Origin of the sequence: Methylobacterium fujisawaense (genome assembly GCF_039619325.1) — a bacterium.
Taxonomy (GTDB): domain Bacteria; phylum Pseudomonadota; class Alphaproteobacteria; order Rhizobiales; family Beijerinckiaceae; genus Methylobacterium; species Methylobacterium fujisawaense.
This window is the reverse complement of sequence record NZ_CP155000.1, coordinates 686668-699681: the sequence shown is the minus strand read 5'-3', so window position 1 is coordinate 699681 and position 13014 is coordinate 686668. Positions and strand designations below refer to the sequence as shown.

Genomic DNA, 13014 nt, shown 5'->3' with positions numbered 1-13014 from the left:
GACCTCCTCGCTCATCGAGGGGGTCAGATCCTCATGGCGTCAGGGGGTCAGTTTGCCGTGTCGCCTGACACCATTCCTCGAAGCCTTCATTGACACGCCCTTGGCCACTTGCGAGGCGCGCGATCCCAAAGGACTTTACCGCCGAGCGCGTGCCGGGGAGATAGGAGAATTTACCGGCATTTCCGCGCCTTACGAGCCTCCGGAAATGCCTGAATTGATGCTGCACACAAAGGGCTTCACTGTTGAAGAATCAGCGGCGCCACTTGTCGCGGCGCTGATGCGAGTGTCGGCACAGGATTTCGCTCGCAACAGCGTCATAGGCACGTGCGATAGTCACAGCGTCGTTGAGCCACGCCAGTTCGCCGCATGAACTGGTGCGCGGAAATCAGTGCAAACCTGAAAGCAGAGTGCTGCTACCGGTGTCTCGTTCGGCGGCCACCCAGCGGCAGATCTACAGCTAATAGGTACTATCGTGCCGGCGACCCGGTCTTCGGATTCGCACGTTCAAGTTTAAATAAATTATCGACCGTAGGTGCTCATAATTCTCGTCAGATGGTGCTCTATCGTCTCGTTAGTGGAATCGAGTTCGTGAGCTCGGCTCGCAAATTTCACAGCGAGATCATACGATCCTAACTTTTCGTGGCCGCAACTAATTAGGAAATTAGATATAGAATCGTTTTGGATTATCTCGGGCGCGTCAGCAAAGAACGCGGTCATTTCTTCAAACTGTTCGAATTTATATAAAGCGGTAAGAATATGCCGCTGAACAGTCAGATTATCCGACATCAATAAGCCGGCCGCTCGCGCATAGTTGACACACTCAATCTCACCCTTCTTTTCAAGAAGAAGAGAATACAGGTAATCGGTCATACCATCGGAGATACCTCTTTCTTGGGTGCAACGTACTTCTTCAATAGCCGAGTCGTATGTCTCGGCGCGGAATAGTAGCGCGATGTAATGATTTCTGAAGAGAACGTTATTTGGCGACAGCTCGATCGATTTTTTGCTGAGTATTTTCGCCTCTTCAAAGAAGCCGGCCTCGACCTCCGCGCAACTCATGAAGTACAGGAAATAGGGATTGCTCGGAAAATCAACCAATGCTTCAAATATTTTAGGTCTGGAGCTTTTGTACCCAGTTTTGTTAATTTCCCTGCTTATCACAGAACGCCTTACAGTTGCGAGGTCCCGACCAAGTTCGTCTGCAGCCGCAAGAAAATCATCACTGCTCGCATTCTCAAATCCGGGAATTTCAGCGTTAGGAATCCTATAGATCGACTCAAGATAGGCTTGGTGATGCCACCAAGCCGAGTACAACCGATCCATCTTCACACGATCCACGAGAATTTTAGAATGGCCGAATACCTTCTTTGACAGGATTTCTTGATCTTTCAGGTACGTCACTACCTTTTCCGGGTCTATTAAAAAAGGACCCGAGGACCCAAACGGTTCGAGTTTGTGGCGTTCCACAGCATTGATGTACATTGAATTGACGCAGGCAAGCTTGTCTAGCATAAAATAAGATCTCTGTCCGTTGGATCGGCAAATATGGACAAGATTCTGTCCGGCCGTCGCAAACAGCGCATTGTGGAATGCGCTTCCTTGCACGCCCATTATAAGAGAATTAGACCGGAAGAGCGCGATCTGCTCTTGTGCGGTCAGCAGTTCAATGCGAATAGGCTCCCAACCGTGCTTCAATAAATCATCTAGTAGCTCGGCCTCACCGATTGTGACAGCCGCCTCTAGATGTGCCCGGCTCAGAAAATATTTGCCGGTTGGGAATCCTTTAGCAACCGTTGCGCCTCTGAATGGACCTAGAAAGCTCCTATTGACCCAGCTATGATAGACAATGCTGCTCTCTGGCACGTGCAATTCTTCGACGTGGGTGGGCTCGTAAGCGACATAGACGCTCTCCTTGGAAATTCCTAAGGCCTCCAAATACTCATAGTGGTAGTTTTTTAGACTGATTCCTGGCGGCGTTATAAAAATGTATCCAACTCCTGGGTGAGCTTCGCGCGCCCAGAGTCGACATGTTGACTCCAAAAGAAAATGCCCAAAATGATCTAGTATTATTCCACCGTATACGGCGCGTTGAAGTTTTGCACCGCCTGCCTTGATCGGAATTTGTTGTTGGGCCGGTACAATAGCCGATTGACCGTCAAATCGGGGCTGAGCTGATGCAGCCACGAAGGCCCCAGAGGCATCAAAGACTCCTCCGGCGATGTTAGAGAGTTTACCGCCGTTTGTTGTCGCTCCTGGCAGAACGTAGACGTTGCGGTAAGTGGTTAGTCTCAAAGGGTCTTGCGAAATTTCATACCTGCTATTATATTCGATTACATTTTGCTCGAAGCCGACGAACGTTTGCATGTAAGACCCCGTTTTCCGCTGAATCCCAATTTAGAAGCACGTCCGACTCAATCCGGACCAAAGCTGAAATTTAATCTGAGTGTGGGATCAGCCTCCTTGACAGCCGTCGCGATTTGGTAAGTGAGGTATTAATTACACTTTCTCTCATTCTAACCGACAATGAGCCTCGGCATATTCGTATTGCACTTTAACTAATGCGATAGAGGAGTATGTATCGCCTATAAACACCAGAATTCACGCGAATGACTGATACGCGAGGCGTGCAATTAGCGTGCATCTATTCTGCTGGATTTGCAGACTCAATCGAAAGACATTTTCTTTTCCTACCGGGAGCCTAGTATTCATCCCCTTCGCTTATATCTTCTTTTTTATCTTCTCATTGCGGACGGGCATCGGTTAGCTTCGTTTGAGCCAAATCCCGGGAGGTATTTTCATCCTCCGCTTTTGTGATAGAAAGCGAAGATATATGCTTACGATGCTGCCACGAAAGCATTCTCACCTCACTGCTGCGTCAAATGCCGGCGAATTGTTTTCGAGCCAAGGCGGATGCTTCTATGTAGAACTCTACCTCCTCTGGAATCAGAGTAAAAGCTTCCTGTAAAGATGCCTGCGGCATGCTTGTTAAATCGATGTATTTTCTCTGTTGAGCGGGCGACGCAAAGTTTTTGTCTTCACCCGCATTTATCCTAGGAAGGCCCATGAAGTGTGGGTCGTTCCGGCTAAAATTGAATCTTGAGCAGAAGGCAGCCAATGAATTGTCTAAATTTTCATGAAGGAATATATGACTATAATCCTTCAATGCCAGTCCATCAAGATGCCTGATTTGCGCGAGGCGGATATTTTCGTCGGATGTTATAAAATCGACCAGATCCATTTTGCCCTGGAGTATAAGCTCGCTCCTCCACGACCGGGCCCCGTTTATACAATTATAGACCTCGTGCTTGAACTGTGAAATTATTCGATGAAGAGGATGGCGGATGCAGGTGATAACGTGCTCAGTTTTTGCAACGCCAGCGTATTTCCTGAAATAGAAGTGTCCATGCAGAAACAAAAACCGCCTTGAGATAAATCCGAAATTTTCTATGACGTCAGGATCAGGCTTGTCGACTGATGCATAACTTGGGTCATAGTCCCAAAAAACTTTTCGATTGGATCCATGGTCGAAGATGTACCCCAACATGGTACCGGCGGTTTTCGGTATGTGTATCGATATAAACATGCCAGGGAACCATCTTCAATGGAAAGGCGAGTAAAGCCGCGACAATAATGTTTCGTTAAAGACCGAAGCCCATTTCGAGCTTATGATTTTGAGCCTATTGGCCGCCCTACTTTCAAAATCAGCGGCCTTTTCAACCGCGATTTCTAACCCGCGAACCAACTCGTCTACAGTTGCGCCTACGGCGACAAAATTTTTCGATTTCTGCGCAAAATAGGCTTCGTCTCTACCTTCGAAGGTGTTAGTCAATACGATGGCGCCTGTGGCACAGAACTCATATGGGACGACGCTGGGATGAGGAGCGTACATCAGGCTTATGCCAATATCGAGATTTTTCATCAGGTTGGAATAATCGGGAAGTGGCATTTTTTGTCTAAACCGCAGGAAATTTTGCTCATTTAATTTCACTGCGGGAACATCGGTCAGCGATCCTACACCCAGGAAATTCCATCTCCCTTTGAATATCCCTCTATCGCATGCTTGCTGCAGAGCTATTTGAACGAGTTCGTATAAATTGCGGGAGGCATGTGACTCCGGTCGCGCATAGATCAGGCAGTTTCTTGTTTCCCGATTTCTCATGTCTTCTGCGGACTGTAAATAGACGCTCGATAGCGCGTGTTCGAAGGTGGCGTATGAAGTTTTCGCTCGCTTGTCTTTGTGTGCAAACAAACCTATAGAGTGCCTCTCGAAATAATCCTTTAGCTGTTTAGAATTAAATAGAGTGAAATCGGAGAGCTTAAAGGCCTCTTTACACAGGGCATGATGCGACCCGTAGGGAATGAATATCGGTTCATACTCTTGAACTAAGGAAGCAACGTAGTTTTTCTTCGTAAATTTCGCTAATTGTTTTGCAACGTATATGTCCCAGCAGGAATAGGAGACGAATATATCTTCGTCCGACAGTTCTACGACCTTATTTTCGACAATTGAAGTGATTCTAATGTTTTCGAAGACCGCGGTGTAACGCGGATTATTGGTCATGTGCACAAAATACTCTCGACGGACGTCTCTCTGTTCCGTTAGGATAATCCCGACTTCTATTTCCTGGCCCGACAGATACCAATAAGATGCAATTACAAGTTCGAAGCATGCGATGTATCCTCCGAATGTAATATCCGGATTTAGCATCGGTATAATGAACCAAACCGTCGGCTTCCGGTTTGAATTGATAATAACGTGAGGGCATGCAATCCTATCAGAAATCTCTTTACTGCGGTTTATAAGGACAGGTTCCGTTATTCCTGGAATACTAGTCTCGAGTATTTTCCCTAGATTATGTGCTGGTAGGCGTTCTTCATTCTTGCCCGCCACTAGATAGTGATGAAAACCAGAGATTAGTTGGCCGGCTTTGACTGCGCTGCCCACGTCCTGATAGTAAGTACAATACCATCCCTCATCAAACCAGGAATTGGGTGATGCCTTAAGTTTTATGCCAACGTTTAGATAGTGGTCAAAGGCGTCTTCAAGGCTCCAGTTCCCAGTTTCCGATGTGTGGTTCCGCAGATAGTATTCTTTGTCAAATTGGAGCTTCATCAGGGTGAGTAAAGATTTGCCAGGACTTTCTGCCTTTGGACGTGGTTTGTTTTGCAGGGCTACGACGTTCTTATAATATTCAGTCGTTTTGACAAAGGGGAACGCATTGACGAAAATCTTGGCATCGACACTTTGCTCCGCGTAATTTTCTTGATCTAGATCTGACAAATCGGATGGTGTTGGCTGTTTCTTTCGATCAAGGGTGGCTTCAAGGGCGAAGCAAGGCATTCGACCCTCCTGCCAACCATACTGGACGAAGTGGATAAATCCCGACGCGAGCTGTCCTCTATGGATTGCCGTCCCAACGTCGTCGTAATAAGCCCTGTACCAATTCTCGTCGAACAGCTTATTAGGGCTCAGCAGACAGAGACGACTGTCTGAGATGTAATATTTGAATAAATTGTCTACGGATTGTTCTTTAAGAATTTCTTCTATGTTCCGGTGCGTTATGTTGTGAAGCTGCTGCTTAAAGTAGACTGCGTCGAAAGCCGACACGATTTTGACGCGATCTTTTTCCGATATCACTTGAAATGACCTTTTTGTTGCTTTGTCTTGCTTGGGTCTGGCCTAGGTGGGGTTGGTTGGCTGTGCTTGTATCCGTATTTTTGGACGACCTAATTCTGGGAACTTACGGTACTCGCGAGAGTGTTACTAAATTAATGGTTTCTGACCTATGCGCCTTTTGAATGGCTGCCCTGACGAGGTGCGGCTTGATTGGGGGAGGCTATCAGGTGGCAGGTTGCGTGATTCGCTTAGCCGTCGTCCCCGTTGGTGTGTTTCGAGATGGCTGTCGAGATATTTGGCAGCTGCACCTGTGAAGCCGCGCTGACGGGCTAGAGCCGTGCCCGGCGGTGTTGCGACAGGACGGTGGCTGGAGCGTTGACGGGTGAAGGAGCCAGCGATGCCTTCACCGTTGTCTGTCGATCTGCGCGAGCGCGTCGTGGCGGCCGTGACAGAGGGCGCTTCCTTCCATCAGGCGGCGGCGCGGTTCGGGGTGAGCGTGTCGAGCGCCAGCCGCTGGTCGCAGCGGTTTGCGCAGCAGGGTCACGTCGCCCCCAAACCGACGCACGGCGACGACCGCCTGCCGGCGATCGAGGCGCATGCGGATCTGATCCTCTCCCTCGACGAGGCCCGGCCCGAACGCTTCCTGCGCGAGTTGCGCGACGCCCTGGCCGAGCAGGGCGTGCAGACCAGCATGAGCGGGCTGTCACGCTTCTTCGCTCGCCATGGGATCACCCGTAAAAAGGGGCGTTGTACGCAACTGAGCAGGAGCGGGCTGACGTGAAGGCGGCGCGTGAGGCGTGGTTCGCGGCTCAGCCTGACCTCGACCCCGACAAGCTCGTCTTCCTCGACGAGACGGCGGCCGCCACCAACATGGCCCGCCGCTACGGTCGCGCCCCGTGCGGCAAGCGCTGCCGGCTCCTCGTGCCCCAGGGCCATTACAAAACGACCACTATCACCGCCGCTCTGCGCACCACCGGCCTGTGCGCCTTCGACCTCGCGGATGGCGCTACCAATGGCCAGCGCTTTCGCGACTACGTCGCCAACCGCCTCGTCCCGGTGCTGCGGCCCGGCGACGTCGTGATCCTCGACAACCTGCAAGCTCACAAGGTCAGCGGCATCCGCGAGCGGGTCGAGGCGGCCGGCGCCCGGCTGCTCTACCTTCCGCCCTATAGCCCCGAGTTCAACCCGATCGAACAGATCTTCGCCAAGCTGAAAGCCCTGCTGCGGAGCGCAGCCGCCCGCACCGTGCCAGACCTCTGGAACGCCATCCGGCACGCCTTCACCCGCTTCACCCCAGACGAGTGCCGCAACAGCTTCGCCGCCGCCGGCTACGACAACGACTTGGCCGTCGCTACGTAAGCGGGAACGGCTCTAGAGCGCCTAACAGAACCGTTTGATCTGGTTGTGATCCTCCCTCGGTGTCGCGGACACAGGGAGATCATTTCGCGGTCCTCTCGGCTTGCTCGGGCGTGAGGTAGCCGAGTGCCGAGTGGATGCGTTGCCGATTGTAGTAGCCCTCGTTGTAAGCGAACAGATCGCGCCGCGCTTCATCCCGGGTCGCCCATCGTCGCTGATGGACGAGCTCGACTTTGAGGGTGTGGAAGAAGCTCTCCATCGGGGCGTTATCGTAGCAGCAAGCCGTGCGGCTCATCGACGGCTTCGCCCCCATACCGGCGAGCCGTCTCCGGTAAGCCTCGGCCGCGTACTGGCTGCCGCGATCCGAGTGGCAGATCAGCCCGGCAGTTGGTCGCTGCCGCTGGGCGGCCATCATCAACGCCGCCACGCTCAACTCGGTGCGCATGTGATCGCGCATCGACCAGCCGACGATCTTGCGCGTGGCCAGATCGAGGACGGCGGCCAGATACAGCCAGCCCTCGCCGGTCGGCAGGTAGGTGATATCGGCCAACCAGGCCGTGTTTGGCCGCGCGGCCGAGAAGTCCTGCTTCAGGAGGTTTGGGGCGATCGGAAGATCGTGCCGGCTGTCGGTCGTACAGGGCCGGAACCGACGCCCCGCCAAAGCACGGATGCCGTGCCGGCGCATGAGGCGCTCCACCCGTCCGCGGCTGACAGACCGGCCCTCGGCCCGCAGGGCGGCATGCACGCGCGGTGAGCCGTAGCGCCGGTGATGGGCGGCATGGATGTGCCGGACGTCGTCCAGGTGTTGGCGGTTGGAGGCCGAGCGGGCACTTTCTGGACGTGACCGCCATCCGTAGAAGCCGTTGGGTGAAACTCCGAGCACGCGGCACATGAGACGCACCGGCCAGGTCCGCGCATGCTGCTCGATGAAGGCGAAGGTCACTTGGGCATCTCCGCGAAGATGCCGATGGCTTATGGGATGGCCCGCCCCTCACTGAACCATCGTGGCATTCTCCTGCCACGGACACGTGGAGGGATCTGGAATGGCAAAGAGCTCGATCGCCGTGCTGGGTATCGACCTCGGCAAGAACAGCTGCAGCCTTGTCGGTTTCGATGCGGCTGGAGTTGTCGTCCTGCGCCGCCGCGCGCGGCGTGAGACGGTCGTCGGACTGACGGCCAAGCTACCGGCTTGTGTGGTCGCGATGGAGGCCTGCTGCGGCGCCCATCATCTCGGCCAGTTGCTCGTAGCGCAGGAGCACACCGTCCGTCTGAGGTCGCCGGAGTATGTTCGCCCCTACGTCAAAGCGCAGAAGAACGACGATCGTGATGCCGAGGCGATCGCAGAGGCAGCCACACGCCCGACCATGCGCTTCGTGCCCCTGAAGGCGCAGGAGCAGCTCGATATGCAGAGCCTGCATCGGGTTCGGTCGCGGCTGGTCAGCATGCGCACCATGCTCATAAACCAGCTCCGCGCGATCCTGCTGGAGCGTGGTCTCACCTTCCCGCAGGGCCGGCGCAAGTTCGAGATGGCAATCGGCGCTCTGATGCAGGACCCTGAGGCGCAGATCGGACCACGCATCCGATCCCTCATCGGAGAGGTCCGCGACGAGTGGATGGACCTCGATCGCCGCATAGCGGCGCTCGATCGCGAGTTCGTCGAGCATGCTCGTGCCGACGAGGCGGCGCGCCGCCTGGTGTCGATCCCGGGCATCGGAACGATGACGGCCACGGCTCTGCGTGCTGCCGTCGATGACGGCAGCACCTTCACGCGTGCCCGCGATCTCGCGGCTTGGCTCGGCCTCGTACCACGCCAGCACACGACGGGCGGCAAGCCGAAGCTGCTCGGCATCAGCAAGCGGGGGAACTCCTACCTGCGCGGGCTCTTCATCCACGGGGCGAGAGCGGCGCTGCCCTCGATGGCTAAAGCTGAGGACGCGACCGGCCGATGGCTGCGAGGTCTGCTGGCGCGGGCGCACTACAACGCCGTGGTCGTCGCGCTCGCCGCCAAGCTCGCTCGGATCGCCTGGGCAACGCTGCGGAAGGGCGTGAGCTTCGAGCGGCAGCCGGAGCCAGCTCACGCCTGAGACATCGCAAACGTCGACCCTGACCGGACTACGAGCGGCCGGCGCGGGTCCATGAGGTCTGCGGGAGGACAGTAAAGATGGCCTGACGGTCGAGCGGCGTCACGGAAGCCTGGCAAAAAAAACGGCTTTTCGAGGCCGACGTGCTTATGAGGCCCGGGGCGTGCGGCTCTCCATCTTGGCGGCGGCCACTGCGCCGACATGCCGGATACGTTTGTGCAGACCGGACACAGGCACCTTCACCGACCACCTTGTAGACGGGGCGGGCCATACGTTTTTTGAGCACGTCGCGCTCCATGCGCGTACGGTCGAGCTCACGCCGCAGGCGGGCGATCTCGGCGGCCTGATCGGACGGCGAGGCGACCGGGCTTGGTGGCGCACTCCCCGTCGATCCGGCCGGCCGCGGCCGGGGTAGGGCCCCGTTCAGCGTGGCGCGCCACTGCCTCAGCATCGAGGGCTGGATCCCGAGCTCGGCCGCGACCTGCATCTGCGGCCGGCCGCTGCTCTCCAGAAGGGCGACCGCTTCGCGTTTGAACTCGGGTGTGAACTCGCGTCTCGTCTTCGCCATCCGACACCTTCCCCGCTCAGCATGAGCGTATCAGAGGTGTCCGCGATGCCGAGGGAGGATCACGAGCGACACGGCCCGTCTGCGCGGACCCGCCCGGCTCGCCGCGGCGGGCCTTGTCGTGCGCGCGGCGTCCAGCCGGGAAGGACGCATCATTTTCCGGCGCGGGCCGGATTATCGCCCCGCATCGGACGTCAACACTCCGACATGCCAAGTTTGGAAGCATTCTCAGATCCGCCGTTCGCCCGTCCCGCCGCCCGGGGACGCGCCCCGCGGATGCGCGCGAGCGGGCCACCGATCCGAGGCCTGCCGAGACGCGCCGAGAGCAAACCGCGGAACCGGGCATGACATCCGAAATTGTTTGATGCATCGTTCAATATAATCTGCACGCCTGCGCAGATTTTTTCCCTTGCATCGAAGAGTTTTTCTGTCAGAAATGCGAATCTTATCTGATCAATTCGGGGTCTATACATGCGTATGCTTGCACTCGGCGCCGTCCTCGCCGTCGTCATGCCCCTCGCGGCGCAGGCCCAGGAGGCCGGGGACGCGGCCGCCGGCGAGAAGGCGTTCGCTCCCTGCAAGGCGTGCCACAATTTCCAGAAGAACGGAGTGGGCCCTGACCTGAAGGGTGTCGTCGGCCGCAAAGCGGGCACCTACGAGGGTTACAACTACTCCGCCGCCCTGAAGAACTCGGGCATCACCTGGGACGAGGCCAACCTGCACGAGTGGCTGAAGAACCCGAAGGCGAAGGTCCCGGGCAACAAGATGATCTTCCAGGGCATCACGGACGACAAGAAGATCAACGACGTCATCGCCTATCTGAAGACCCAGTCGTAAGGCCGATCCGCCTTCGGAGCGGCGACACGAGCGATCGGCGTTCTGGATTCACTGATTTCACCCCGTCCGGCCGAGCCGGACGGGGATTTATTCGTCACTCTACAGTATTGAAAAAATTATCTGCCGGATTTGTCATCGCGAGAGCTTCACATCGCGAGCAATGATGGTATTCTAAAACCAGTCGCCCGACGTAACGCACCGGGCGTCCTCAACCTTCAGCCCCGCCGGCACCCGCCGCGCGGGGCTTTTTCGTGGCTCAGCGTCCGCTGCCGGAGGACAAGCTCGACCCGACGCTTCCGGAGAGCTGGCTCGGCGTTCCCAGCTGGGTGCCGTTCGGATTGGTGTCCAGGCTGAGATCGGGCGACACGAGGCCGCCGGGCGCGGGGTTCGTCGACTGGGCCGGCTCGAAGGCCTGCCGGGCGCCGGCGAGCGGAATGATGACCCGGTCCGGTCGGATCGTGGTCTCGCAGAGCCCCTGGCAGATCGGAATCGTGAGGTCCGTCTCCTGGCAGATCGCCTTCATCTCGCCCCGGACGCACGTGCAGCGGCACAGCGCCGAGGCCGGGACGGGCAGGGCCAGCAGGGCGGCGGCGAGCATGATCGTGCGCATGATGATCGACCTCAGGGCCCGCGACAGGGCGATCGGGACTCATAGCACGTTGCGCCCCGGAGCCCGAACACGCCGGCACCCCCGGCATCCGCGCCGCAGCGAAGCCGGGCGAGGCTGACGCGGTCCTGAGCCGCCCCGGGGAATCAGGAGACCGGCGCGCCGGCCTCCCGGATGATGCGGACGGGCCGAAAGGCGCGCGCGGACACTTCGGCCTCGACCCAGGCGCGGGCCGCGTCGGCCGCGGGGTGATCGGCGAAGGCGGCCGGGCGCGGCGGCCATTCCGATCCGGACTGGACGACGTAGCCGCGCATGCCCGCGGCGCACGGGCCGACATAGCCGAAGACCTTGCCGGTGCCGTCCACGAGGTCGGTGCAGTGGACCGGCCCCTCGGTCCAGCGGAGGTCAGGCATCGTCTCGCCTCATGCGCGCCCCGGGCTCGATCGGTCTCTGCCCGTCGGTCAGGTGGTCTTGGTGCGCCGCGACCGGCCGGCGACGCGCCGCGCGGGCCGAAGCGAGTCGACGCGGACCCGGGCCGCCCCTATACGCGCCCGGCGGCCGGACCGTCATCGGCGCCTTCCGAGCCCGCAGAGGGATCCGGCGTGGCGGACAGCTCGGCAGACAGCGTGGCGATCGTCGGCCTGGGCTATGTCGGGCTCCCGCTCGCCCTGGCGTTCGGCCGGGCGCGGATCACGATCGGCTACGAGCGCGCCGCCGACAAGGTGGCGGCCTACCGGGCCGGACACGACCCGGCGGGAGAGATCGACGCGGCGGCGTTCCGGGCGGCCGGGCACCTCGCGATCACCGACGACCCGGCCGCCCTGAGCGCGGCGGACGTGATCATCGTCACGGTCCCGACCCCGGTGGACGCGGCCCAGAGCCCCGATTTCACCCTGCTGATCCGGGCCTCGGACCTCGTCGGGCGGCACATGCGGCCGGGCGCGACCGTGGTGTTCGAATCCACCGTCTATCCCGGCGCCACCGAAGAGGTCTGCATCCCCGTCCTCGAGCAATCCTCCGGCCTGCGCTGGAAGACGGATTTCTTCGTCGGCTACTCGCCGGAGCGGATCAATCCGGGCGACCGGGAGCACAGCCTCGCCAAGGTGGTGAAGATCGTCGCCGGCGACACGCCCGAGACGCTGGAGCGGCTGAAAGCCCTCTACGGGTCGATCATCGAGGCGGGCCTCCACGCCGCCTCGTCCATCCGGGTGGCCGAGGCCGCCAAGGTCATCGAGAACACCCAGCGCGACCTGAACATCGCGCTCATGAACGAGCTGTCGCTGATCTTCGACAAGCTCGACCTCGACACGCAGGAGGTCCTCGCGGCGGCGGGGACCAAGTGGAACTTCCTGCCGTTCCGCCCCGGGCTGGTCGGCGGCCACTGCATCGGCGTGGACCCGTACTACCTCACCCACAAGGCCGCGATGATCGGCCATCATCCCCACGTGATCCTGGCGGGGCGCCGGATCAACGACAGCATGGCCGCCCACGTGGCGCGCAGCACGGTGAAGCGGATCGTCCGGCGCGGCGGCCATGCCGGCCGGGCGCGGGTCATCGTCCTCGGCCTGACCTTCAAGGAGAACTGCGCGGACCTGCGCAACTCGAAGGTCGCCGACCTCGTGCGGGAGCTGGAGGAATTCGGCTGCGCCGTGTCGGTCCACGATCCCCGCGCCGGATCGGCGGAGGCCCGGGCCGAGTATGGCATCACCCTCGTCGACTGGGCCGACCTGCCCGCCGACGCGGACGCGGCCGTGATCGCGGTCCCGCACCGGGATTATGCCCGGCTCGGGCCGGAGGCGATCGCCGCCCGGGTGAAGCCCGGCGGCCTGATCGTGGACGTGAAGGCGCTGTACGAGCGCGCGGCGTTCGCACGGCTGGGCTACGAGGTCTGGCGGCTGTGACCGTTGCCGGGCCGCCGGCAAGCATTGCGATCAACCGGACGACGAGGGGA

General features: G+C 58.6%; 10 protein-coding genes and 2 pseudogenes. 5 read left to right on the top strand and 7 right to left on the bottom strand.

Annotation, left to right across the window (positions count from 1 at the left end):
* The first annotated feature begins 52 nt into the window (after positions 1-52).
* A complete protein-coding gene (locus ABC766_RS03290) occupies positions 53-370 on the top strand; it encodes an adenylyl-sulfate kinase (protein WP_345821133.1) in 318 nt (105 codons plus the stop codon).
* 149 nt (positions 371-519) lie between these two features.
* Here the strand turns inward: ABC766_RS03290 and ABC766_RS03285 are convergent, their stop codons facing one another.
* From ABC766_RS03285 to ABC766_RS03275, 3 genes are all read right to left on the bottom strand, one after another.
* Positions 520-2364, bottom strand: coding sequence for a glycosyltransferase 61 family protein (locus tag ABC766_RS03285; RefSeq protein WP_345821132.1), 1845 nt, complete (start codon positions 2362-2364; stop codon positions 520-522).
* Between the two features lie 511 nt (positions 2365-2875).
* The gene (locus tag ABC766_RS03280) at positions 2876-3583 is read right to left on the bottom strand and encodes a sulfotransferase family 2 domain-containing protein (protein WP_345821131.1); all 708 of its coding nucleotides are present in this window, start codon (positions 3581-3583) and stop codon (positions 2876-2878) included.
* 15 nt (positions 3584-3598) lie between these two features.
* A complete protein-coding gene (locus tag ABC766_RS03275; RefSeq protein ID WP_345821130.1) occupies positions 3599-5341 on the bottom strand; it encodes a hypothetical protein in 1743 nt (580 codons plus the stop codon).
* Positions 5342-6014: 673 nt separating this feature from the next.
* Here ABC766_RS03275 and ABC766_RS03270 point away from each other — a divergent pair.
* Positions 6015-6976 (top strand): IS630 family transposase gene (locus ABC766_RS03270; RefSeq protein ID WP_345821129.1). Its coding sequence is split into 2 segments (ribosomal slippage): positions 6015-6366 and positions 6366-6976, totalling 963 coding nucleotides; the frame shifts between segments, so codons are not numbered across the junction.
* Between the two features lie 79 nt (positions 6977-7055).
* On the opposite strand, the pseudogene ABC766_RS03265 reads toward ABC766_RS03270, so the two are convergent.
* Positions 7056-7946, bottom strand: a pseudogene (locus ABC766_RS03265) (IS3 family transposase); the annotation flags it as partial.
* 91 nt (positions 7947-8037) lie between these two features.
* Here ABC766_RS03265 and ABC766_RS03260 point away from each other — a divergent pair.
* Positions 8038-9057, top strand: a complete 1020-nt coding sequence (locus ABC766_RS03260; protein WP_345822660.1) for an IS110 family transposase — start codon at positions 8038-8040, stop codon at positions 9055-9057.
* A gap of 271 nt (positions 9058-9328) precedes the next feature.
* Here the strand turns inward: ABC766_RS03260 and ABC766_RS03255 are convergent.
* Positions 9329-9622, bottom strand: a pseudogene (locus ABC766_RS03255) (transposase); the annotation flags it as partial.
* A gap of 468 nt (positions 9623-10090) precedes the next feature.
* On the opposite strand from ABC766_RS03255, the gene ABC766_RS03250 reads away from it, so the two are divergent.
* Complete coding sequence (locus ABC766_RS03250; protein WP_043357149.1) at positions 10091-10456, top strand: c-type cytochrome; 366 nt, start codon at positions 10091-10093, stop codon at positions 10454-10456.
* A gap of 256 nt (positions 10457-10712) precedes the next feature.
* On the opposite strand, the gene ABC766_RS03245 is transcribed toward ABC766_RS03250, so the two are convergent.
* Both ABC766_RS03245 and ABC766_RS03240 read right to left on the bottom strand, forming a co-directional pair.
* Positions 10713-11066, bottom strand: coding sequence for a hypothetical protein (locus ABC766_RS03245; protein ID WP_236952880.1), 354 nt, complete (start codon positions 11064-11066; stop codon positions 10713-10715).
* A gap of 143 nt (positions 11067-11209) precedes the next feature.
* Positions 11210-11476 carry a hypothetical protein gene (locus ABC766_RS03240; protein WP_182593073.1) on the bottom strand — a complete coding sequence of 89 codons (267 nt, stop codon included), beginning with the start codon at positions 11474-11476 and terminating at the stop codon, positions 11210-11212.
* A gap of 189 nt (positions 11477-11665) precedes the next feature.
* Between ABC766_RS03240 and ABC766_RS03235 the strand changes: the two genes are divergently transcribed.
* Positions 11666-12964, top strand: coding sequence for a nucleotide sugar dehydrogenase (locus ABC766_RS03235; protein WP_345821128.1), 1299 nt, complete (start codon positions 11666-11668; stop codon positions 12962-12964).
* The last annotated feature ends 50 nt before the right edge of the window (positions 12965-13014 follow it).